The organism is Pseudohalocynthiibacter sp. F2068 (genome assembly GCF_023015645.1).
GTDB lineage: Bacteria > Pseudomonadota > Alphaproteobacteria > Rhodobacterales > Rhodobacteraceae > Pseudohalocynthiibacter > Pseudohalocynthiibacter aestuariivivens.
Genome location: NZ_JALKAK010000014.1, coordinates 1 through 21,987 on the forward strand (window position 1 = coordinate 1; position 21,987 = coordinate 21,987).

The 21,987-nt window shown below is 54.6% G+C and carries 21 protein-coding genes, 1 tRNA gene and 1 riboswitch; of the genes, 15 read left to right on the top strand and 7 right to left on the bottom strand.

Annotation, left to right across the window (positions count from 1 at the left end; translation table 11 throughout):
- Nucleotides 1-192 precede the first annotated feature (192 nt).
- From MWU63_RS15170 to MWU63_RS15200, 7 genes are all read left to right on the top strand, one after another.
- Nucleotides 193-774: a hypothetical protein gene (locus tag MWU63_RS15170; RefSeq protein WP_247078565.1), complete on the top strand. Its 582-nt coding sequence runs from the start codon at nt 193-195 to the stop codon at nt 772-774.
- A 446-nt stretch (nt 775-1,220) separates the two neighbouring features.
- Nucleotides 1,221-1,324, top strand: a riboswitch (SAM-I-IV-variant riboswitch).
- A gap of 44 nt (nt 1,325-1,368) precedes the next feature.
- Nucleotides 1,369-2,010, top strand: coding sequence for a twin-arginine translocation signal domain-containing protein (locus MWU63_RS15175; protein WP_247078567.1), 642 nt, complete (start codon nt 1,369-1,371; stop codon nt 2,008-2,010).
- Nucleotides 2,011-2,130: 120 nt separating this feature from the next.
- Nucleotides 2,131-2,442 (top strand): hypothetical protein, encoded by a 312-nt coding sequence (locus MWU63_RS15180; RefSeq protein WP_247078569.1) that lies wholly within the window; start codon nt 2,131-2,133, stop codon nt 2,440-2,442.
- A gap of 529 nt (nt 2,443-2,971) precedes the next feature.
- A complete protein-coding gene (locus tag MWU63_RS15185; RefSeq protein WP_247078571.1) occupies nt 2,972-4,315 on the top strand; it encodes an alginate export family protein in 1,344 nt (447 codons plus the stop codon).
- 28 nt (nt 4,316-4,343) lie between these two features.
- Entirely contained in the window at nt 4,344-5,639 is a 1,296-nt protein-coding gene (locus MWU63_RS15190; protein WP_247078573.1) for a serine hydrolase, read from the top strand.
- Nucleotides 5,639-6,955 carry a mechanosensitive ion channel family protein gene (locus MWU63_RS15195; RefSeq protein ID WP_247078575.1) on the top strand — a complete coding sequence of 439 codons (1,317 nt, stop codon included), beginning with the start codon at nt 5,639-5,641 and terminating at the stop codon, nt 6,953-6,955. The genes MWU63_RS15190 and MWU63_RS15195 overlap by 1 nt, the downstream gene beginning before the upstream one ends.
- An 88-nt stretch (nt 6,956-7,043) precedes the next feature.
- Nucleotides 7,044-7,541 carry a hypothetical protein gene (locus MWU63_RS15200; RefSeq protein WP_247078577.1) on the top strand — a complete coding sequence of 166 codons (498 nt, stop codon included), beginning with the start codon at nt 7,044-7,046 and terminating at the stop codon, nt 7,539-7,541.
- 12 nt (nt 7,542-7,553) lie between these two features.
- Here the strand turns inward: MWU63_RS15200 and MWU63_RS15205 are convergent, their stop codons facing one another.
- Entirely contained in the window at nt 7,554-7,808 is a 255-nt protein-coding gene (locus MWU63_RS15205; RefSeq protein ID WP_247078579.1) for a hypothetical protein, read from the bottom strand.
- A gap of 503 nt (nt 7,809-8,311) precedes the next feature.
- A tRNA-Ser gene (locus MWU63_RS15210) sits at nt 8,312-8,401 on the bottom strand.
- Between the two features lie 269 nt (nt 8,402-8,670).
- Between MWU63_RS15210 and MWU63_RS15215 the strand changes: the two genes are divergently transcribed.
- From MWU63_RS15215 to MWU63_RS15245, 7 genes are read left to right on the top strand one after another with little or no spacing between them, the layout of a single operon-like run.
- Nucleotides 8,671-9,534, top strand: coding sequence for an SPOR domain-containing protein (locus MWU63_RS15215; protein ID WP_247078581.1), 864 nt, complete (start codon nt 8,671-8,673; stop codon nt 9,532-9,534).
- Between the two features lie 15 nt (nt 9,535-9,549).
- Nucleotides 9,550-10,719, top strand: a complete 1,170-nt coding sequence (locus MWU63_RS15220; RefSeq protein ID WP_213888937.1) for a D-alanyl-D-alanine carboxypeptidase family protein — start codon at nt 9,550-9,552, stop codon at nt 10,717-10,719.
- Nucleotides 10,716-11,342 (top strand): dTMP kinase, encoded by a 627-nt coding sequence (gene tmk, locus MWU63_RS15225; RefSeq protein ID WP_247078583.1) that lies wholly within the window; start codon nt 10,716-10,718, stop codon nt 11,340-11,342. The genes MWU63_RS15220 and tmk overlap by 4 nt, the downstream gene beginning before the upstream one ends.
- On the top strand, nt 11,339-12,466 hold the full coding sequence (locus tag MWU63_RS15230) for a DNA polymerase III subunit delta' (protein WP_213888934.1): 1,128 nt from the start codon (nt 11,339-11,341) through the stop codon (nt 12,464-12,466). Before tmk ends, MWU63_RS15230 begins: the two co-directional genes overlap by 4 nt.
- A gap of 9 nt (nt 12,467-12,475) precedes the next feature.
- The gene (locus tag MWU63_RS15235; RefSeq protein ID WP_213888932.1) at nt 12,476-13,285 is read left to right on the top strand and encodes a TatD family hydrolase; all 810 of its coding nucleotides are present in this window, start codon (nt 12,476-12,478) and stop codon (nt 13,283-13,285) included.
- Nucleotides 13,285-14,082, top strand: coding sequence for an MBL fold metallo-hydrolase (locus tag MWU63_RS15240; RefSeq protein ID WP_247078585.1), 798 nt, complete (start codon nt 13,285-13,287; stop codon nt 14,080-14,082). The genes MWU63_RS15235 and MWU63_RS15240 overlap by 1 nt, the downstream gene beginning before the upstream one ends.
- A 1-nt stretch (nt 14,083) precedes the next feature.
- Nucleotides 14,084-15,013 (top strand): AEC family transporter, encoded by a 930-nt coding sequence (locus MWU63_RS15245; RefSeq protein WP_213888929.1) that lies wholly within the window; start codon nt 14,084-14,086, stop codon nt 15,011-15,013.
- Between the two features lie 303 nt (nt 15,014-15,316).
- On the opposite strand, the gene MWU63_RS15250 is transcribed toward MWU63_RS15245, so the two are convergent.
- From MWU63_RS15250 to MWU63_RS15270, 5 genes are all read right to left on the bottom strand, one after another.
- A complete protein-coding gene (locus MWU63_RS15250) occupies nt 15,317-16,249 on the bottom strand; it encodes a hypothetical protein (RefSeq protein WP_247078587.1) in 933 nt (310 codons plus the stop codon).
- A 27-nt stretch (nt 16,250-16,276) separates the two neighbouring features.
- Nucleotides 16,277-17,590, bottom strand: coding sequence for a TRAP transporter large permease subunit (locus MWU63_RS15255; protein ID WP_247078590.1), 1,314 nt, complete (start codon nt 17,588-17,590; stop codon nt 16,277-16,279).
- A 5-nt stretch (nt 17,591-17,595) separates the two neighbouring features.
- The gene (locus MWU63_RS15260; RefSeq protein WP_213888924.1) at nt 17,596-18,126 is read right to left on the bottom strand and encodes a TRAP transporter small permease; all 531 of its coding nucleotides are present in this window, start codon (nt 18,124-18,126) and stop codon (nt 17,596-17,598) included.
- A gap of 68 nt (nt 18,127-18,194) precedes the next feature.
- Nucleotides 18,195-19,166, bottom strand: a complete 972-nt coding sequence (locus tag MWU63_RS15265) for a TRAP transporter substrate-binding protein (protein WP_246531698.1) — start codon at nt 19,164-19,166, stop codon at nt 18,195-18,197.
- Between the two features lie 219 nt (nt 19,167-19,385).
- Complete coding sequence (locus tag MWU63_RS15270; RefSeq protein ID WP_213888921.1) at nt 19,386-21,077, bottom strand: thiamine pyrophosphate-binding protein; 1,692 nt, start codon at nt 21,075-21,077, stop codon at nt 19,386-19,388.
- Nucleotides 21,078-21,268: 191 nt separating this feature from the next.
- Here MWU63_RS15270 and MWU63_RS15275 point away from each other — a divergent pair, with 191 nt between their 5' ends.
- Nucleotides 21,269-21,967: a GntR family transcriptional regulator gene (locus tag MWU63_RS15275; protein WP_213888919.1), complete on the top strand. Its 699-nt coding sequence runs from the start codon at nt 21,269-21,271 to the stop codon at nt 21,965-21,967.
- Nucleotides 21,968-21,987 lie beyond the last annotated feature (20 nt).

Genomic DNA, 21,987 nt, shown 5'->3' on the forward strand with positions numbered 1-21,987 from the left:
CCGCATAGCGGTTGTTAGACCGTGATGCCGCGAACGACTGTTCTGAGCCCGGAGCAGACATAGCCCGATTGACTTTTTTTGGGCCTGCTGTCAGTTTTGTCGGGTTCAGAGTTGGCACCTTTCGCGCGTGCTTGGGCAAAAGAATGCGTCACTGGAGACGCGTGAGATGTGTTGGAACAGCGAGGCCCATTTATGATGAGATTTGCAACCGTCACATGCGCCGCAATGGTGCTTTGCCTGCTTTCCTCCTGCACCGGAACCCCTCCGATCGTTCCGGACTTTGTAGCCAAATCCATAGACGACGCCCTGAGAGCCAAGAACGAGAGAGAGGCGCTTCAACCCGTCATCATAGTCGACAAGGCAGGCCGGACACTTGCACGGCCGAAGGATGCCACAGAACCTTTGCGGGCAACCTACCGCGTCAAGGACGGCGGCATCGCCTGCACCGGGCGGGGAATATCCGATGCCGGTGGCTATGCGACCGGCCCAGTAACATGCGACAATGGCTTCGTCGGCCGTTTGGATGTGTCTCCTCGCCAGTACCAGCTCGCCTTGGGGTTCGGGCCACTTGATCCCGGAAAATACCCAACCGACGAGCGATTGAGTTGTGTCTTCACCCCCAGAGAATCTTCTTCCGTGCACGGAGCCCCCTACATCAGTTTCTGTAGGCGATACGACAACGGTTCGCCGCTTTATTCCCCCCCTGTGCAGGCTGCTTTCGCTTTTAACGACGCGCGCACTCGGGTCCGCATCTGGATCGACCCGCTGCGCTAAAATGTGGCTGAGCATTCTTCTGCGGGAGCTCAATTTAGGTGTTGGACCAAATGAAGAGTTAATGTCCGTGCTGGACCGAACATCGGTCACTCAAACAGCACTATGGTGCGGCTCTGCATCGAAAGCCGGCTTCGTCCCGCGTCTTGATTGTTGGAACAGACCGCAGCGAACGATCAGTTTTAGATTTACCCAGATCGGCGCGTTTGAACGGCCGGTTCGGTGAAATTTGCTGCACTGCCAAATGAACGACGCTGCGTAGGCGAGGTCTTTCTGCGTGAGCACTGGCTGCGCGTGCACAAGTCCGGAAAGTCCGCTTAACTGCCGTTCGAGCCAATCGCCTTAAATGTCCGCTTTCCACAAAAATAGAAGTTCGGTTCATGTGTTAACCCGGCAGAGCAACAGTCGGTCAAAATCCTTGAATTCGCCTTGCTCCGTCAATACACTCAATTTTGCATCAAGAGTAAGGCTTCGGCCTTCACCAACCTGCCCAACCCGGCAAGGTGGTCGCCCGAAAGGGGATGCGGCCACGTCGGCAACGAAGGGGTACGTATCACCAATAGCGCGACCGTCCTGCCTCTAGAAGAGGATTGAGACATGATTTCCCGTCGCGACTTTCTACGTGGTTCAACAGCCCTAGCAGTAACGCCATTGGTCGAGAGTATCCTGAACCATCACGAGCATTTCGAAGAACCACTGCTGATCAGGCCAAGGACTTCCACGCGCGTTTTCTACTTGTACGAGGACCACACTGTTGGAGGCTTTCGCATCGTAACTGATGCTCTTCCCTTCCCGAGGCGCCTTGTTAACTTCGATGCGATCGAGCGTGAATTCGGTGAAGGAGCCTTTCGAACGCTGTGCCAGCGTGATCACTGGAGATTGATCGATCAAGGCCGGTTCTCACGCGAAGAAACGTTTCAACCGGCAATCGGGGATGGCTTCTTTAACGCGTGGGCGGCCAACTATGACCCACATAGCGAGGCCTACAATTTGCTAGAAGATGTTGGTCTTGGCCCTGATCAAGACTTCGGCTCAGGTTGCGGGTTAGTGTTTTTTGACACAGATGAATTTCACACTAATCCAGGTGTTTGTTGCGTGAGTACTAAGGCGATCAGTCTTCTTCAAGCGGAACTCTCCCAACGAAACGCATCGATCGAGGTCAGGTTCGAGCAGCGGACTTTCGACCGGATATGTTGGAAAGAACTTCTGAGAAATGGTGGCAATACTGAGGAGCTTTAGGTCTCCGCCTCCGATTGGGAGGCTCGCGACTAGGTGCGATTGATATTGATTAAATCAATGTGTTACTGCGGCTGAAAGGGCATAAAATTCGTATAGCTTTGATTGAAGAGGGGAGATTGAATGGATGAAAAGCAAAAGACCAAAAGAACGCTCATCAAATCTGCGTTGCTTTGTACTGTACTTGGTTTAGTTAGCCCGATGTTGTGGTACAAAGGTTTCAACACTGGCGATTACGAACATGGGTGGGCTATGATGTTTGGTGCTGCTTACGTAGGTGTTGCCTTCGGCCATTTGATAGGGGCCAACCCTGACCGCAACTCCGAAGGGCAATGGGGCGTATTATTGGTTACCGCCTTCTTTGGTGTGATATTTGCGTTTATTTTTATAAACATAGGTTTCTATTTTTTTAATGCGCTGGCGCGCTTTTTCTGAAACGAGTTGGTCATTCACAATGTTTGGACGATATGTGCAATAAAATAGTTGGAGTTCCCAACGGACTTGCATTTTCCAGTTGGCCCGAAGCTAGTCCAAGCTCAAACCAAAGTGAGCCGCTTCTCCCATAGTGCTTTCTATTTAGGTTAGTGCAACTGATGCCTTTGGGCTTACAAGTGCTCGAGCAGAAATGATCTCGCTATCATCTCGCGGCTTTGTGACGCAGCTATTGTTAGCTAAGCAGTTCGTTGTTGTGCACGCCGCATTCCCTCCTCCTCGCCCATTTTGGGCGCGAAAGGACTTCTCTTGCGATCAAAACCTGTTAACCATGGATTTGAAAGATCCTCAGGGTGAGGCCACAATGACTAGGGCGTCGTTAAACATACCTACGCGCAGGCGATGCGGTGAAGGACCGGAGCACACAACCGCAGTGCGCGCAGAGCATAGGGAGCGCACCACGACTGGGTTGGCCGTCGTCCTTCTAGCGTGCTTTTCTGCGGTGCCGACACAGGCGCAAGACCGAGACCCGATGCTGTTATACGACCAGGATGGTCTGACCGTGCGCGGGCACTTGCAGTTCGGATTGAACGCCGTTGCCGAGCGCAATCTGTTCTGGGACCTAGCTGCGACGACCGCTCCTGGCAGCGGGTTCGATCCCGATACCAACTGGCTGGAAGGGTACATCAAGCCCGGCGTCAGTTTTGAGTATCAACTCGACACCGGCGCGGTTTTCTACGGCAAACTTTCCGCGGTGTCCTCCTACACCTGGGGTACGGACGCGTTCGACACGGGCGACACCGGAGCCACCACGCTCGAAGAGGCCTATCTCGCGATCCGGGGCGATCTGGGGACAGGCCTGTCGTATGACCTGTCGCTGGGGCCGCGTGAACTAACGCTCGGCACAGGCATGCTGATTGCGAACGGCGCTACCAGCGGGTTCGAGCGGGGTGCATTGAAGTTCGGCCCCCGCAAGGCATGGGAGATGGCTGCAATCGGGCGTCTTTCCTTTGGCAACGTGACCGGGACCGCATTCTATCTCGACCCGAACGAACTGCCCACCACGGACGGGAACAACGAACTCGCCGGGTTCGATCTGCGGTTCGGCGACCCCGCGGGCGGCTTTCTGGGTGCAACATTCGTGAATGTGCTGAATTCGGACTCACCGTACCCGCAGGCTGCCCCGGGTGGGGTCGGCGCTCCGACAGTGACGCCGGGTGCCCGCGAGGATACCAGCACGCTCAGTCTCTACGCCAAGACCAGCCCGTTCAGCGGTGCTTTGGAGAACTGGACCTTTACCGGCGATTTCGCCTACCAGTGGAACGACAGGATCGACCTCGAAGCCTGGGCGGGTCGCGTGACGGCCGGATACACTTTCGCCAGCCTGCCTTGGTCGCCGAACCTGACCCTGGGATATCAGACTTTTTCCGGCGATGATCCGGACACGGCAAAGCTCGAGCGTTTCGATCCCCTCTACTATCAAGGCAGCCCAAGCGCTTGGGCTACGGGATCGAAATCTGCCTCGACCTTTATCAATTCCAACGTGAACGCCGTGACGCTCGCGCTTCGGGTTCAGCCGACGCGGCAAGACACCTGGACCCTGCGCTACGCGCATATTCGGGCCAACGAGTTGAATAGCCCTGTCCAATTCGGCCAGGCAACGCGTGTCGATGTGAATGGAAACGTAGTTTCGGGTGTCACGGACGCACACCTGGCCGACGATCTGTTCCTCGAATACAGCCGCATCATCAATCGCAATACGTTCCTGACGGCAGGTGTCTCGGTATCCTTTCCCGGGGCCGGGATCGACAACGTCGTCGGCGGGAGCGCAGACCCTTGGACAGGAGGCTTTGTGAATGTCGTCGTCAACTTCTAAACTCATCGCAATGGTAACGGGAGTTGTCATGACACTCGGCGCAGCAACTGGCGCAGATGCGCAATCGGCGCCTTTGTCGGCCGAGGAGTCCGACCCCAAGGTCATGGGTTGGATGCAGGGGTTTCCGCCCCCCGAGGACAAGCTGATCACCCAACCGGATAGCAACTATTTCAGCTTTCCCAAGTTGCGCTGGTCGGTATGCCACCTGAGGGAATTCCTGCCCACGGAGGAAATCAGCCGTGGCCTCGGCGCACCGATGCCACTGTCCTACCCGTCTCCTGCGGAGTTCGCCGACCTTCGGACGGAAATCGACGCGTTGACATTCATGCCGATGAACGGCACCGAGCCCATGACATGGGAGCGGTCGCTTTTCGAGAATTATACTGACGGCATGCTGATCCTTCACCGAGGTGAGGTCGTCTACGAACGCTACTTCGGCTGCCTCGAAGAAGACGGCAAGCACGCCATCATGTCGATGACCAAGTCGATCACGGGCCTTCTGGGTGAAATACTCGTAGCCGAGGGCGTGCTGGACGACACTCTTCTGGTGCGAGACGTGATCCCTGAAATCGGCGACAGCGCCTTTGCCACCGCCACGGTGCGGGAGGTCATGGATATGACCACGGGCGTGCAGTATTCCGAGGATTACTCGGACCCGAACGCCGACATCTGGCTCTATTCCGCCGCCGCAAGCCCACTGCCGAAGCCCGAGGGCTACGACGGGCCAAACGGCTACTGGGAGTACCTTCAGCAAGTTGCGCCTGACGGCGAGCACGGGGCCGAGTTCCACTATAAGACCATCAACTCAGACATGCTGGGCTGGATGATTTCGCGTGTCACCGGAAAGGCCGTGACTGATCTGGCCTCCGAACGTCTCTGGAGCCAGATGGGCGCCGAGAAGGACGCCTACCAGACGGTCGACGGCAAGGGCGTGCCTTTCGCGGGTGGCGGCGTCACAGCCGGTTTGCGCGATCTTGGACGGCTGGGGCAGTTGCTGCTCGACGGCGGCGTGGCCGCCGACGGAACACGCCTGTTCCCTGCCGAAGTCGTCGAGACGATTGCGGCCGGCGGGGACCAGAGCAAGTTCAAAGGCTTCCCGACCATCCCGAACGGCAGTTACACCAGCCAGTTCTGGGTCTTCCACAACGAGAACGGCGCCTATGCGGCGCGGGGTGTGCACGGCCAGACGATCTATGTCGACCCGACCGCCGAGATGGTGCTGGTGCGCCTTGCGTCATATCCCCGTGCGCAGAACGGCTTCATCGATCCCACGTCGCTGCCGGCCTACCAGGCTGTCGCGGACCATCTCATGACACGCGACTGATGACAGGCACCGCAAGCGAAACATCACGTACGCCATTTGCCTGGTTTTCCGCCCTCGTCTTTTTGGTCCTGTGCAGCTTCTCCGGCCCGGCGCTTTCCGAGGATGCCGCGGCCGACGGCACGGACGTCGCCATCCCGGTCCAGCTTGTTGCGCCCGGCATCTCAACCGACGAACTCGCCTACCGCCTGATCCCGCTGACCAAAAGCGAACTGGAGCCGCTGGCGACCACTTGGCAAGGAATCGTCCGGGACAAGACGGCGGAGATTTCCGAGCGCCAGGTTGCCTTGCTGAACGATCCGTCGCAAGCGACGGACTCGGCCTTTCAGGCACTTGCACGAATGGTCGAAGAACGTGCGGCGCTGTTCGAGCGGTTTTCAATGGTCGTTGATGCGTTCGAGAGCAAGGGCGGAGACGCGGCACTGATTGCCGACTTTCGTGCCTATCGCGACTCTGTTCTCTTTAATGAGACCATCCTCGCAAGTCCCAAAGCCATTGCCTTGGCCTTTCTGTCCTGGCTCACAAGGTCTGACGGGGGATTGGCAATCGCGATGGACATTGGTGTTGTCATCCTGGCCTTTGTCGCCCTTCTGATCGTCTCGCGATCCGCGCGCGGGCTGGCGCGGCGCTGGATCGGACGTGTGCCCAACATCTCCAAGCTACTTGAGGCATTTCTCGTAGCAGCCGTCTTCTGGCTGGTGATCGCCGTAGGTCTGCTGTTCGTCCTGGCGGCGCTGGGCGTCAACGTTACGCCGCTCTTCGCGATGATCGGTGGTGCGTCCTTCATCCTTGCATTTGCCTTTCAGGATACGCTGGGCAACCTCGCAAGCGGGCTGATGATCATGATCAACCGCCCGTTTGATGAGGGAGACTACGTCCTCGTTGGGGGCGTAGGTGGTTCGGTTAAATCCGTTAGCATCGTCGCAACGACGGTCATCACGCCAGACAACCAGGTCATTGTCATCCCGAACAAAAACGTGTGGGGCAATGTCATCACCAATGTTACCGCCAGCGATACCCGGCGTGTCGATCTGGTCTTTGGCATCTCGTATGAGGATTCGATCCCCGATGCGCTCCGCGTCATCGAGGAAACCGTCCGGGCACACCCTTTGGTTCTGCGCGATCCCGAACCGACCATTCGGGTCCATGAGTTGGCGGAGAGTTCTGTTAACTTCATCTGCCGTCCATGGACGAAAACCTCGGACTACTGGACAGTCTATTGGGATTTAACGCACCGCATGAAAGAGGCCCTGACAGAAGCGGGCCTCTCCATCCCATATCCACAGCGGGACGTGCATATCAGGACAGGAGACGTATGACCGATCGCGCTCGCAAAAGCAGTATCCCAAGCTTGAAAGACCATGCGAAACGCGATCCGAGCGAGGACGGGCGAGAGGAGTACGGAACATGAGCGACGGCACGGTCGACGGCTGGCAGCGCTTGGATAAGGCTGCTTTCGGCATCATCTACGGCGCGATCATGGTGTTGAGTATCTTGCTAGCACAGGGCGGCCACCCGGCGCCGCCGCTGGAGACGGCCGTCGTCTTGTTCGGTTCGGTGCTGGCGATCACTCTGGCAAAGGCGTTTGCCGAACTTCTGTCCCATGCGCTGGACACGAGAGAACGCATGAGCCGAGGCAGTTGGCACGCCGCCTGGCATCACAGCACGCCGACACTGGCTGTCGCCAACGCGCCGACTGTGCTTTTTCTGGCGGCTTGGCAGGAATGGATAGGAATCGATGCGGCCCTGTTGCTGTCTCAGGTCTTGTGCGTGACGCTGTTGGCGCTCCTCGGCGGGAGAGCGGGTTGGGTTCTGGATCGCCGCTTGGTTCCCGCACTTCTCGGGGCCGTTTTCGCGGGTGGCGTCGGCTTGCTGCTTGCGATCGTCAAACACGTCATACACTGAGCCGACGCGCGGTTATTCCGACGTTTCGCGTCGAAGACGCCACAGGTTGTCGCTTTCGGCGACGAGGCCCCGACGCCTCGACGCGCCCTCGCCAGCATTTAGAAGCCGGCGCAGATCGTCGCCGACGGCCTTGCTGTAGATGTGATAGAGATGGCCCGTCGGACCTTCGCTCGGCAAATCGCTGAGGTCGATCACCTCGACGCCCGCAAGACGGGATACATCGTTTCCGGCCTCGCCGAGCCGTGGGTACGCGAACTGGCTAGTCATTCACTCGTCGAGATGGCGCCAGTCGAGAACGAAGGATTTCGTTGGACTGAAGCCGCAGAAATTCGCCCCTCAGAAACTGAATGGAAGCCGAGCAACCTTCGAGTCGGAGAGGAGTTTGAGGTCTTACTATCCAGTGAAAAAGTATAGCTTCAAGTGCACCGCGCAGGGGTGGCCGGGGGCTTTGACCCAAAGGAGGAAGGAACAAGAGAACCTCGCATCTGTGCCGCATGACATAGGTGTTTCGACGACAGTTCCGTTTGGCATCCGCGTGGCCGCTCCAAACGGACCGAAGCTATACCGAGAAGTAGTCATTGGATTTCAGATACTTATAGCTATTCACCGAAACCGTCACAGTCATCAGGTCCGGAGAATATCGGCCCAGAGAGAACGCTTCCTAGCGTCCTGGAACCGAGGTCGGTGCTCAGCCCAACCCGCATAACCCCCGAAAACAACGGACAAATCCGGCCGCAGCCGGATCGGGAGAACGCTTTCGCGAGGGCAAGTGGCGGAGGAGGTGGGATTCGAACCCACGGTAGACTTTCACCTACGTCGGTTTTCAAGACCGGTGCATTCAACCACTCTGCCACTCCTCCGACTGAGCTGTGGTCTAGCGATTTGGAATTGATTCTGAAAGGCTTGATTGTCACAGAAATTTGCTTTGTGAATTGCTGTGCTTTTCAGCCCTTTTACCGCTCAGAAACAGGTTTGCACAACTTGTGGGGTTTTTTGCCGACTGTTGTTGTGACTCTTCCCAAGTGGGCTGCTCGGCGTTAAGATGCGCGTAATCGGGCAAAAGCCCGGCAGAGCAGATAAGACCGAAAATCGGCAAACGCGTGAATTTTTTCACGCAAGGGGGCACGGCATGGGAAATTCAACGCTTGGGCAATTGGCAACCGCATTGGCGCTGACAGTGGTGTTAGCAGGCTGCGAAGAGGGGGCCGGTTTTAACCCGTTCAAACCGGCAGCACAGTCAGACGAAGAAAGCTCTTCACCAAGTTCCACAAGACTTGTCGAACGCGACGTGGAAGCCCCCGAGGTTTTCCAAGTCACGGAAAACGGGCTTTGGGATGGGCGGCCATCGCTTGGGGGCGTTTGGGTCGCGCATCCAGACGTCACTGACCCGGAACGCGTTATCATTCGCAACGAAACTAACGATAAATTTGTGATCGGGGCTTTGTTCCGGCGCGAGCGGGAATCTTTGGGGCCGCGCCTGCAGGTTTCATCGGACGCAGCAGAGGCGCTTGGTATGTTGGCAGGGCAACCCGCACGCATGAACGTAACTGCGCTGCGGCGAGAGGAAGTTACCCCAGAAGTACCCGAAGAAGCGCCGAGCGAGGCCGGGCTTGAAAACCCTGAAGCAATTGAAGAGATCGAGATTGATCCGATTGCATCAGCAACAGCAGCGCTGGACGCCGTTGAGTCAGAGGCTGGATCAGAGGCGGCGCCTGCAACAACCGCGCCCGCTTCGGCGCCTGCAAGGGCTGCAAGCGCACTAGAAAAGCCCTTTATACAGATTGGCATTTTCAGTGTTGAAGAAAACGCCAACAGCACAGCGACCAGTATGCGGCTCGCCGGCATGGTGCCAATTGTAACGCAGCATGACAGCAGTGGAAAAATCTTTTGGCGTGTTGTGGTCGGCCCGGCGACCTCGGTTTCCGAACGCGCAGCTCTCTTAAGTAAGATAAAAGAGTTGGGTTTTGAGGACGCCTATTTCGTAACCAATTAGGAAAGTGCAGTTGATATGAAAATTCCAAATCGCCTGCTTTCCTTCGCTGTTTTGGTTTGCACAGCTCTGTTCTTCGGCAGCGCAGTGCAGGCCTTTGAAACGCGCGCAACAGCCGCATTTGTTCTTGATTTGAAAACCGGAACGGTTTTGATGGAAAAGCAGGCGGATGTTCCATTGCCGCCAGCGTCCATGTCAAAGCTGATGACACTGAATATGCTGTTTGAGGCATTGCGCGATGGGCGTGTCTCGATGGATACGCAGTTTGGTGTGTCGACCCGCGCTGCTGCGATGGGTGGTTCTACAATGTTTTTGAATACCCGGGACAGACCGACTGTAGAGGATCTTATTCAGGGAATTATCGTTCAATCAGGGAACGATGCTTGCGTGGTAGTCGCCGAGGGGCTTGGCGGGTCTGAAGATGGCTTCGCCCGCATGATGAATGATCGCGCACGCTCGCTCGGAATGAACAATTCTTCATTTGCAAATTCGTCAGGCTGGCCAAACCCGGCTCAGCGCATGAGCATGCGTGATCTTGGCATTCTTGCACAACGCCTGATTACCGAGTTTCCGGAATACTACGGTTACTTCGGTCAGTCTGAGTTTGGCTATGACGGTCGGTCCCCTGACAACCGGTTCAATCGCAACCCGCTGCTATCGCTTGGCATAGGTGCCGATGGATTAAAAACCGGTCATACAAGCGAGGCAGGTTATGGTCTGGTTGGCTCAGCAACACAGGGAACGCGCAGGATTGTTTTTGTGATCAGTGGTCTTGCAAGCGAAATTGATCGTGCGGAAGAGGCTGAGCGTGTCGTGAACTGGGCCTTTCGCCAATTTTCTGAAAGAAAAATCGCTACTGAGGGTGCCCAATTTGCAGAAGTAGAGGTATGGCTTGGTTCCGAAACACGTGTGGGCCTTGTTGCACCAAAGGATTTCACGTTGTTGGTACCGGCGTTGTCACAAGATGATTTGACGGCTCAGGTAGAATACCGGACCCCAATCGAAGCGCCCATCGAACAGGGTCAGCAGCTGGGCGAGCTCGTTGTTTCGTTGAACGGTTTGCCAGATACACATTTGCCGCTTGTTTCTGACAGAGCTGTCGAGCGAGGTGGTTTCTTGCCTCTTATGCGAACGTCAGCGCGCGTTTTAGTGCGCCAGATTTTGGGCAAGGCGCTAGGCGTGCAGTGAAAGGTTCAGGCGTGTTCATCACTTTTGAGGGTATTGATGGCTCTGGTAAATCCACCCAGGCACGAATGCTGGCTGAGACCTTACGCGCAACTGGGAAAGATGTTGTCCTGACGCGAGAACCGGGCGGGTCTGTTGGCGCTGAACAAATCCGGGCTTTGGTTCTGGAAGGCGATCCGGATCGCTGGTCCGCTGAGACCGAGATACTGCTGTTTACAGCAGCGCGACGTGATCATTTGGAAAAAACCATTCAACCTGCTTTGGATGCCGGAAAAATCGTTGTTTCCGATCGATTTGCCGACTCTACCCGCCTTTATCAGGGAATAACGCGGGGCGATCTTCGAGGTGTGGTCGATACACTGCATGGCCTGATGATTGGGCGAGAGCCGGATATTACCTTTATCATCGACATGGACCCTGCCACGGGTCTTGCCCGTGCGCTTTCGCGTCAGACTTCGGAAGAGCGGTTTGAAGATTTTGGTGAAGAATTGCAGAAAAAAATGCGCGTTGGATTTTTGGCCATAGCCAAAGAATTTTCTGATCGATGTCTGGTCGTTGATGGAAATCGTAACGCAGATGTTGTCGCGGCAGAAGTTGCAGAACTGGCGCTTGAGCGACTGGCATGAGCGACAGGCCTGAACCAGATCGCATTGCGGGGGCAATTCATCCGCGGGATACGAAAGTCTTGATCGGGCAGGTATCGGCAGAAGCTGATTTTCTGGATGCCTATGGGCGTGATCGATTACATCATGCATGGCTGATCACGGGTCCTCGTGGGGTCGGAAAAGCGACACTTGCCTGGAAAATTGCGCGGTTTCTTTTGGCAGAGTCCGCTGCCGGTGAAGGCGGGTTGTTCGGTGATACCCCGCCGAAGCCAACTTCACTGGATATTTCGGATGATCACCCTGTTTCGCACCGTCTTGCTGCGCTATCAGAGCCATGCCTTTACCTTGTTCGCCGTCCTTATGACGAAAAAAAGGACCGTCTTCGTCAGGAAATAACGGTTGATGAGGTCCGGGGCCTGAAAAACTTTTTTGCTCTTTCAGCAGCGGATGGTGGTCGAAGAGTTGTGATTGTGGACGCTGCGGATGAAATGAACACCTCTGCTGCCAACGCGTTGTTGAAACTGCTGGAAGAGCCGCCGAAAGATGCAACGTTATTGCTGATCAGCCATCAGCCTTCCGGATTGCTTCCTACGATCCGGTCCCGGTGCCGCGTGCTCAGGCTGCATCCGTTGTCACCCGAGGATATGGCAAAGGCGTTGGAAGTTGCCGAGGTTCCGGTTGAAACAGACCCGGTAGCCCTTGCAACACTTGCGGCCGGATCGGTCGGTGAGGCGCTTCGACTTATCAACCTTGGTGGTATTCAAACCTATTACGAAATCGTTTCGCTGTTTTCCACTGCCCCGAAACTTGATCGCCAGCGCGCCTTGAAACTTGCCGAATCTGCTGTGGGTAAAAATGCCGAACCACGCTTTGGTCTGCTGCTTGCCTTGCTGGACCTGTTTTTGGCCCGGCTGGCGCGCGCAGGTGTTTCGGGCCGGCCATTGACAGAGGCTGCTCCTGGCGAAGCTGAAATGATGGCACGCCTCGCATCAGGCCCGAATGCAGGGCGCCTTTGGGCAGAACTTCAGCAACACCTTGGTGCCCGCGCACGTCATGGAAAGGCGGTCAACCTTGACCCCGCCGCGCTCATCCTTGATATGGTTCTTAAGATAGATCAGACGGCGGCGAAAACACACGCCCGGTAAGGCGACTTAATGACCAGTATTCCACACATCACTGATAGCCATTGCCATCTCGATTTCCCGGAGTTTGCCGAGGAACTGCCGGAAGTTGTTGATCGGGCAATAGCCGCTGGTGTGACCCGAATGGTTACGATTTGCACCAAGCTAAAGCTTGAACCGCAGGTGCGCGCCATTGCAGAGCGTTTCGCGCCCATTTTTTATGCGGCTGGCACGCACCCGATGAGCGTGGCCTCAGAACCGCTTGTTTCTGTGGAAGAGCTCGTTTCGCTTGCAAAACACCCGAAGTTCGTAGGGATCGGAGAAACGGGGCTCGACTACCACTACACGGCCGAGTCAAAGGCAGTGCAGCAAGAAAGCCTGCGCATCCATATTGAGGCCGCACGCCAGACCGGCTTGCCTTTGATCATTCACGCCCGGGCCGCAGATGACGATATGGTGCGCATCTTGACCGAGGAACACGCTGCAGGTGCTTTTTCCTGCGTTATGCATTGCTTTTCATCTTCCGCAGAATTGGCGAAAGCAGCCCTTGATTTAGGGTTCTACCTGTCGATGTCGGGTATTGCGGCCTTCCCAAAATCACAGGACCTGCGAGATATCTTTGCAAATGCGCCTGTCGAACGCATTCTTGTTGAAACCGATGCGCCATATCTGGCGCCGCCACCGTACCGAGGAAAGCAGAACGAGCCGAGTTATACCGTACACACGGCCCGTGTCGGTGCAGGCGTTTTTGGAATGGACTACGCGGATTTCGCGGTTCAGACCCAACAGAACTTTGACCGGCTTTTTACCAAAGTCGCGAGTTTCAGACAGGTGGCTGCGTAATGGCGAAGCTGCGTTTTACAATACTGGGAAGTGGATCTTCCGGCGGGGTTCCAAGGCTCGGGAATAACTGGGGTGACTGTGATCCAATGAACCCAAAAAACAACCGCAGGCGCTGTTCCATGTTGGTCGAACGGATTTCGGATGAAGGTATAACTCAGGTTCTGATTGATACCTCGCCTGATATGCGTGCGCAGCTTTTAGATGCAGGCGTCAGCCGGTTGGACGCGGTGGTATACACGCATTCACATGCGGATCATGTGCATGGACTTGATGACTTGCGCCAGATCGTTTTCAATATGAAAGCCCGCATTCCTGTTTGGGCTGATGAACCAACGCAAAAGCAGCTTTTGACACGGTTTAACTATGCGTTTGTACGCCCCGAAGGCTCTTCCTATCCGCCAATTCTTGATCTTCATACCATTGACGGTGACATTGTGATCAGCGGCGCAGGCGGTGATATCATCCTGAAGCCCTTTAGGGTCGGACATGGTGCAATTGAATCCCTTGGGTTCCGTATGGGCGGTTTGGCTTATCTGCCAGACGTGGCCGAAATATACGAGGAATCCTGGCCTTTCCTCGAGGGGCTTGAGGTTTGGGTGCTGGACGCATTGCGGCGCGCGCCACACCCAACGCACACCCATCTGGCGCAATCGCTGGAATGGATCGAAAAAATGACGCCCCAACGTGCCATCCTGACGAATATGCATAATGATCTGGATTATGCGACGGTTGAGGACGAAACACCCGACCACGTGACACCTGCCTATGATGGTATGACCATCGTATTAGAAGACTGACATGCAGGCGCTGATCGAGGTTATCCTGCCGGTCTTCTTTGTTATCGGTTTTGGCTACCTTGCGGTCTGGCGTGGCCTGTTCTCCCCGGCAGGCGTAGATGGCCTGATGAAATTCACCCAGAATTTCGCTATTCCCTGCCTTCTGTTCAACGCGATATCGACGCTGGATTTATCGCAAAGTTTTGACGCCCGGCTGTTGTTCAGTTTTTACCTTGGGGCGACATCGGGGTTCATACTGGGTTTGCTCGGGGCAAGGTATATTTTCAATCGGCCCTGGGAAGACGCGGTTGCTATCGGGTTTTGCTGTCTGTTTTCAAACTCGGTTCTGTTGGGCCTGCCAATAACCGAGCGCGCATATGGTGTGGATGCACTTGCTGCGAACTATGCGATAATCGCGCTCCATTCGCCGTTTTGCTATGGGCTTGGAATTACAGTGATGGAGATTGTGCGAAATCGCGGTGGCGGTGGAATGAAGACCTTGCGAGCCGTTAGCCGGGCAATGTTTCGAAATGCACTTGTGATCGGAATTGCGCTGGGGTTTGTCGTAAATCTATCCAACATCCAGATGCCCGGCGTATTCATGGACGCGATAAGCCTGATGGTGCGTGCAGCGCTTCCCGCAGCGCTGTTCGGTCTGGGAGGAGTGCTGGTTCAATACCGTCCCGAAGGGGACATGCGCACCATCGCCTATATATGTGTCGTATCGCTGTTTGTGCATCCGGCAATTGTCTGGACGATGGGCAGCGGACTGGAAATCTCTCAGAGTGCGTTTCGGTCCGCAGTTTTGACAAGTGCTATGGCCCCCGGGATCAACGCCTATGTGTTTGCAAACATGTATGGTCGCGCGAAAAGGGTTGCGGCATCGGCGGTGCTTTTTGCAACGGCCGGGTCGGTGCTATCTGCATGGGTTTGGCTGACATTGCTCGGCTGATTTTCCTGCGATCGAAGTGATATTACCCAAGCGAAGTACTCTTCAAATTTGGAAATGGCTTTGTTTTGTACTTGTTAGCCATAAGTCAGGGCGCACCAAAAAAATTTCTCTCACTTTGATATTTGTCAATGAACTGTCATGTGGCGGCGATATTATGGGGTTGTATTTAGTTATGCCCGAAAAGGCACATAGGTAGTAAGTTACGAAGCTGGTTTTTAGTACGAGTATGGGCGCATTGGGGAATCCGGTGCGCCCAATTTTTTTCGGAACCATTTTTTTTGATAGACCAGACTTTCAGAGACGTTACGTCGATGAAATCCGCCTGAAGACCAACGGCGTTGCATACATTGGGAACTGATAGAGTGCCACAAACAGGCTGAACAGTGGGTCAAACGGCAATGCTGCCAAGTACAATGCAACAGTCCTGTTTCCCCACATCAACCCAAGCGCCCCTGCAACTTCAGGGGACGAGGTGATGTGAGCAATCGTCTTGACGCAATAGTTACTTCCGAAATTCAGGACGAGAACAAACACAGCGACACCAAAGGCAAGCATAGGCCGGGCCAAAATTTCAGGGCCCACACCTTCGAACAGGGGAATAACAAATAGAACCATTCCAATGGCAGACAGTCCATCAAACTCCGTCTTAAGTCCTGCAATTCTGTCACCACCAATGGCAGCTCGGATGGATAACCCAATCGCAAGCCCCAAGGCAATCATCAGGCTTAGTTTCGCCATCAAAGGAAATACCTCGAGCCCCGGAACTCCGGGCATCAAGAAGACCAGCATGGCCGGGCCAATAAGGGGTGTGAGCAGCGTCGCGACAAGCGTGAGTTCAAGTGCGCGGCGCGGGTCATACCCCAGAATAAAACAAAGCCCTGCAGCAGAAGAGATAGGCGGAGCAAGGGCAAACAGAAGGGCGGATTTTGTGAATCCATCAGGCAGACCGAGCAGCGGTATAGTCCAATACAACAAAAGGGCTGTAACGGGCATCAGCAATAAGGTTAATCCAATCAATAAACCGATGCGACGCGCTGAAAAAATTCCCCGCCAGAACGCCGCCAGATCAAGCCGCGCTACCGACAACCCAAGAACCAGTGCGATGAGGGCTGGAAGGAATGGCCGCATTGCGCTTGAAAGAAAAGGCAAAAGAAACGCCAGAAAACACCCTGCGAGCAAAACCCAGCGCGCGCGTTCGCCGGTCCAGACAAGGACAGCATGTATGGCCTGTACCATGATCGTCCCTGTCTGTCCTTTAGTCGGCTACCTGCTCGCGGCGTCACGCATGTTGTCTGGTAAGTAAGTCGCCATTTCCGGAAAGGCGATCAGTATAAAGACCATCAGGACCATGATCGCAAATAGCGGCAAAGCGGTTTTGGCGATGTACCCCATTTCATGCTTTGTCATCCCCTGCATCACAAACAGGTTGAACCCAATCGGCGGTGTGATCTGCGCCATTTCAATGACAACCACAATGAAAATTCCAAACCAAATGAGGTCAATTCCCGCGCTTTCGACCATGGGCTGCACGATTGCCATTGTCAAAACCACCGATGATATTCCGTCAAGGAACATGCCTAGAACTATGTAAAATAGCATTAGTACTACGAGCAGCGAAAACCTAGATAATCCAAGAGTATCGATCCACTCAGCCAAAGCGCGGGGCAGGCCGGTAAAGCCCATTGCAAGCGTCAGTGCGGTTGCGCCCATAAGAATTAATGCGATCATCGCAGAGGTTCGTGTGGCCCCCAAAAGGCTGTCAACAAAAGCGCGCCAGGATAAAGAACCTTGTGCTCCTGCCAGGATAAGAGAGCCGATAACGCCTATAGCGGCGGCTTCAGTGGCCGTCGCCCAGCCGCCGTACATCGATCCGATCACAATCAGAATTAGCGCGATGATCGGGATCAGAAAACGGGATTCTGAAACCTTTTCCGAAAAGCTCATCTTGCTGGCAATGACGGGAACTTCGGAGCGGCGTAATATGGACCAACCGGCAACATAAGACATGAACAAAAGAGCCAGGAACATACCCGGCACAATGCCAGCCATGAACAGCTTGGAAATACTTTGCTCGACCGTAACGCCGTAGACGATCAGCGTGAGGGACGGTGGGATCATCAGGCCGAGCGTTGCCGCGCCCGTCAGCGTGCCGATAATCATATACTCGGGGTATTTTCGTTTTCGGAGTTCAGGAATTGACATCTTGCCAACGGTTGTCAACGTCGCCGCAGAGGAACCCGAGACAGCGGCGAAGATCGTACAGCCCACGATGTTAATGTGAACCAATCCGCCGGGCAGGCGGGCCATCCACGGCGCGAGGCCGCGGAACATGTCTTCGGATAATCGACTTCGGTAAAGGATCTCACCCATCCAGATAAACAAGGGCAGGGCGGTAAGAGTCCAGCTGGAACTCGATGTCCAGATTCGCGTGAGCATTGCGTCACCTGCGGGGCGTGAGGTGAACATTTCCAACCCAAGATAGGCTACACCGAATAGCGCGAGTCCAACCCAAACGCCTGTCCCCAATAGGAAGAACAGGGCAAAGAGGAAAATCGAAATGAGATAGAATTCTTCCATGGCCCTTACTCCGTATGCGCATCAAGCGCTTCTTCTTCGATGTTGTGGCTGCCAACGAAGATCAGTCGGATGAGGTGGTCAACGAACGCAATTGCCAAAATGACAACTCCAACACTCATCGCGAGTTGCGGAATCCATATAGGTGTTGCGTCCTGACCCTGGCTGATGTCGTGCCAACGGTAAGATTCATAAGTCGCCTTGACCGCGTAACGTGCGAAGAACAGTGACAGGAAGGTCGCGATCCCAAAGCACCAAATTTCACCAAAACGCCTGAACCGCCCTAGGGCGTTTAACAGCAGGCTCACCCTAATATGGTTGCCGCTGTTCAGCGCGTAAGCAAGTGCAAGAAACGAAGATGCTGCCATGCAATAACCCGCATAGTCAGGCGCCCCGGCAAAGACTTCTCCGGTCCAGCGGGCAATCATCTGAATGACGATGAGAACAAGGATACAAATCAGAAAAAGTGCTGATAGGATGCCAGCAGAAAGATAAAGACCATCTAAAAACCGACGCAACGATTTACCAAATCCAACCATTTTCTGTCTCCCTTTTATGTTTGAAACCCCGGCGACGGGCGCCGGGGGTATTTTGGGATCAGATGTTTTTAGTTGGCAGAGGCGTTAAACGCATCGACAATGGCCTTGCCTGCGTCGCCCGTATTTTCCAGCCACTCATTGGTCATGATGACGCCAAATTCGCGAAGCTCGTCTTTCAGCGAGTCATTTGCAGGACCAACAGTCATGCCATTTGCAGCAAGTTCTTTCAGCGTAAAATCGGTGTATTGAACCGAACGCCAGTTGCCTGCGTATTCCGCGAGCGAAGCACAGCCTTGCATAACGTTCTGGGTGCCTTCATCCAGACCGTTCCACGCTTCCATATTCACAAAGACGTAGTTCCGTGGCAGCCAGGCATCCACTTCATAAAAATGCGTCAGGCTTTCCCAGACTTTGCGGTCGTATCCGGTAGAGCCCGAAGAAATCATCGATTCAGCAACACCCGTTGCGAACGCCTGGCTGATCTCAGCTGCTTCGATTTGAACGGGCAACATGCCGGATAGTTCTGCAAGCCGTGCAGTTGCGCTGTTGTACGAACGGAACTTGATGCCTGCCATTTCAGCAACCGAATTGATTTCGCGATCAAAATACAATCCTTGCGGCGGCCAAGGAACAGAATACAGAAGATGAAGGTTTTGCTCTGCCAGCAAATCTGTCAACGGGCCTTTGGCCGCTTCCCAGAGCCGTGCTGAATCATCAAAGGATGTCGCGAGGAATGGAATTGAATCAAAACCAAAAAGCGCGTTTTCATTCTGGTGACCAGACAGCAGCCGCTCCCCGATCAGGGCTTGCCCTGTTTGTACGGCGCGCTTGATTTCGGCACCAGCAAAGAGCGACCCACCAGGGTGCACAACAACCTCAAGATTGCCACCCGTGCCACTTGTTACACAGGATGCAAATTCCGCACCAACCGCTGAGTGAAAGTTGGTTGCGGAATAGGCCATAGGCATATCCCAGGTTTCCGCAGCAACAGCGCTCGCCACCAAAGCAACACCCGCTGAGACCGACAGTGTTGCAGCCATTTTTGTTAGAGTTTTTGTCATTATGTATCCTCCCATGGACTTGGTTTCTTAGTCCGGACCTTCCGTAAAACAGGCAGCAAGGTCCAGATTCGCACATTTAGCTGTGCTTAAATACTCGCGCAGTCGACCCCTTTTAGACCCACCGGTCAAGACTTTACGGTATTTGTTTCTTTCGTTCTGAAATCAGACGACTGCGGTTTCTCCCTAAATAAATTACGTTTAGCCCATCCAGCGACGGACGGGGGCGTTCGATTCTTCAAGCGGTTGACAGATAACATCTATCAAGGTTGGGCCGTCGTGGTTGATTGCCTCTTTCATCACACGCTCAAGGTCTTCGGGGTTTTCGACGCGCCATGATTTTACACCATACGCCGAAGCAATTGCAGCGTGGTCAGTGCGGTTGAAGTCAACGTTGTAGTAACGCGCGTCTTTGTCAGCGAACTGGCTGGCCTTGATCCAACCAAAGTTGGAATTTGAGAATACGATATACGTAATAGGGGCGCGGCAACGCGAGACGGTTTCAAGCTCGCCACATGTAAAGCCGAACGATCCGTCCCCCATCATCGCGACAACCTTTGATGTCGGGCGTCCAAACCAGGCGCCCAAAGCGGCGGACAAAGAATACCCAAGCGCGCCATGTGCCCGGTTGGTTATAAAGTGACGGCCGGCTTTGGGTAGTTGATAGTAGGCAGAGAAATAGGGGCAACTTGTGCCGGGGTCCGAAAGCACTGTTGCGTCTTCCGGTAGGGTTTTCATCATCGCATCAATAACACGTTCGGGCCGCATGGGTGTTTCGTTTGATTGGGCAAGCTGGTCAAATATTTCAAACTTACGTTTTTTTATGTCTGCGATTGCAGCAGTACCACCAAAAGTTGCAGTACCCTGATCGCGTGTATCAAGCACTGCGTTAACTTCGGCCAAAGAAAGCCTAAGGTCGCCGACCACACCGACTTCGGTCTGGTAGTTCGCACCGATCACCATCGGGTCATTGTCAAAATGGACGATCCGGGTGCCAGCGGCTGGTGCCTCCCATCGGGACGTTGTGGTAGAGCCTGCCCGGCATCCCATGAACACGACAAGATCAGCCGCTTCCATCAGTTCCCAGGTCTGATCCGTCCCACCGTTCGAGCCGACAACGCCAAGGCACTGAGGGTTGGTTTCCGCCAGTGAGCCCTGGCCAGAAATAGAGGTGGCAACGGGAATGTCGAGGCGTGTTGCAAGGCGATGAAGTTCTTCCATCGCACGAGCAATCACAACGCCACCGCCGCATATGATGAGTGGTTTTTTGGCTGACAATATCGCATCTGCTGCGGCCTCGGTCGCACCGGGTTCCGGCCCCGTCGGATACGCCGGGTAGGTGCTGAGCTTTGGGTCAGCCCAGATGTCACCCGGATCAACGGCGTCATACTGAATGTCATACGGCAGGCCGAGATGGGCAGAGCCGGAACGGCCAGTCGTCATTGCCCTGAATGCAGATCGCACCATACGGGGAATGTGCTGAGATTGCTTGATGACCGTGTTCCACTTCGTCAGCGGTCTCATCAACGCATCCTGGTCGACTTCTGTCAGGGGGTATTTCCCATAGGAGGCAACTGAAATATCGGTGGTAACTCCAAGAACGGCATAAGAACTTTCGTTCGCTTCGATCAGCCCAGGCAAAATATAGGTTGCGCCGCCACCTGACGGACCCTCGGCAACCCCAACGCGCCCGGTCACACGGGAATAGGCATCAGCCATATAGGTTGCACAGCGTTCGTCCCGCGTCAGAACATGGGTGATCTTGTGATCGAGCCGATGCATCGCATCATAAAACGGCAGTGTTGTATCACCGCAGAGGCCGAAAATGTGCTGAACACCATGTGCCTCCAGCATGCGTACCATTGCTTCTGCGCCATTCGGTTTGTTCGTCAAAGGTCACCTGTCCGTTCCAAAGCTTCAAGATCACCACAGGCGGAAGTTAAGGATCCGTCCGTCGAAAACCGTGTTCCTAAAATTGTATACAGCAATAAATGCAAAAGTGAAGACAAAAATCTTGCGACAACTTGCAAGGCCAGATATGCGTAGGAAATAACCAATTGCTGGTTTGAGAGAGCGAGTCTGAAATGGCAAAGCAGGAAAGTAGCGTCGAACGTGTTTATGAACGCCTGCGTAAAATGGCGGTCAATTTTGAGTTCAAGCCTGAAGAACGGTTGAACGAAAGCGCGCTTTCTGTCGAGTTGGCCGCAAGCCGCACGCCTCTCCGCGAAGCGTTGAACCGTCTTGTCGCCGAAGGCTTGTTAACCTTCCAGAATGGCAGGGGCTTCTTTTGCCGTGCGCTAAGCCCATCGCGCATACAAGAGCTTTATGAAGCGCGCGCGGCTGTTGAAACGGAGGCGGTGATCCGAGCGATTGAACGGGCAACTGATGAAGAAATTCAAGCGGTGGTCAACTATCTTGATCAGACGGAAGACACGTATGACACTTGCGAAGATCTATCAGAGCTTTTGAAGATGGATGAGGCCTTTCACATGCGTCTGGCTGAACTTTCCAACAATGGAGAGCTTTTGAGGCTTCTTGAAAATCTGAACAGTCGCATTCGGTATGTGCGGCTGATCAATTTGCAATTGCTAAGATTAGGGAACCAGAGTCTGGTTGCCGATGGTGCAAAGCTGTCTGCACATCGGACGATCATAGAGGCAGTGTCGCGGCGCAACAAAACAGCAGCCGTGAACGCATTGCGTGGCCACATTGAGCGTCGCCGCGAAGAAACGACCGAAGCGGTACGCATCGCATATTCACAACTTTACGTTCCCTCGCATTAGGCGAAACATGTTTAGGAGAA

Bases quoted from the DNA above. Each gene is read 5' to 3' on its own strand.
- MWU63_RS15170 (WP_247078565.1), top strand. From the start codon at position 193: ATGATGAGATTTGCAACCGTCACATGCGCCGCAATGGTGCTTTGCCTG.
- MWU63_RS15175 (WP_247078567.1), top strand. From the start codon at position 1,369: ATGATTTCCCGTCGCGACTTTCTACGTGGTTCAACAGCCCTAGCAGTA.
- MWU63_RS15180 (WP_247078569.1), top strand. From the start codon at position 2,131: ATGGATGAAAAGCAAAAGACCAAAAGAACGCTCATCAAATCTGCGTTG.
- MWU63_RS15185 (WP_247078571.1), top strand. From the start codon at position 2,972: ATGCTGTTATACGACCAGGATGGTCTGACCGTGCGCGGGCACTTGCAG.
- MWU63_RS15190 (WP_247078573.1), top strand. From the start codon at position 4,344: ATGACACTCGGCGCAGCAACTGGCGCAGATGCGCAATCGGCGCCTTTG.
- MWU63_RS15195 (WP_247078575.1), top strand. From the start codon at position 5,639: ATGACAGGCACCGCAAGCGAAACATCACGTACGCCATTTGCCTGGTTT.
- MWU63_RS15200 (WP_247078577.1), top strand. From the start codon at position 7,044: ATGAGCGACGGCACGGTCGACGGCTGGCAGCGCTTGGATAAGGCTGCT.
- MWU63_RS15205 (WP_247078579.1), bottom strand. From the start codon at position 7,808: ATGACTAGCCAGTTCGCGTACCCACGGCTCGGCGAGGCCGGAAACGAT.
- MWU63_RS15215 (WP_247078581.1), top strand. From the start codon at position 8,671: ATGGGAAATTCAACGCTTGGGCAATTGGCAACCGCATTGGCGCTGACA.
- MWU63_RS15220 (WP_213888937.1), top strand. From the start codon at position 9,550: ATGAAAATTCCAAATCGCCTGCTTTCCTTCGCTGTTTTGGTTTGCACA.
- MWU63_RS15230 (WP_213888934.1), top strand. From the start codon at position 11,339: ATGAGCGACAGGCCTGAACCAGATCGCATTGCGGGGGCAATTCATCCG.
- MWU63_RS15235 (WP_213888932.1), top strand. From the start codon at position 12,476: ATGACCAGTATTCCACACATCACTGATAGCCATTGCCATCTCGATTTC.
- MWU63_RS15240 (WP_247078585.1), top strand. From the start codon at position 13,285: ATGGCGAAGCTGCGTTTTACAATACTGGGAAGTGGATCTTCCGGCGGG.
- MWU63_RS15245 (WP_213888929.1), top strand. From the start codon at position 14,084: ATGCAGGCGCTGATCGAGGTTATCCTGCCGGTCTTCTTTGTTATCGGT.
- MWU63_RS15250 (WP_247078587.1), bottom strand. From the start codon at position 16,249: ATGGTACAGGCCATACATGCTGTCCTTGTCTGGACCGGCGAACGCGCG.
- MWU63_RS15255 (WP_247078590.1), bottom strand. From the start codon at position 17,590: ATGGAAGAATTCTATCTCATTTCGATTTTCCTCTTTGCCCTGTTCTTC.
- MWU63_RS15260 (WP_213888924.1), bottom strand. From the start codon at position 18,126: ATGGTTGGATTTGGTAAATCGTTGCGTCGGTTTTTAGATGGTCTTTAT.
- MWU63_RS15265 (WP_246531698.1), bottom strand. From the start codon at position 19,166: ATGGCTGCAACACTGTCGGTCTCAGCGGGTGTTGCTTTGGTGGCGAGC.
- MWU63_RS15275 (WP_213888919.1), top strand. From the start codon at position 21,269: ATGGCAAAGCAGGAAAGTAGCGTCGAACGTGTTTATGAACGCCTGCGT.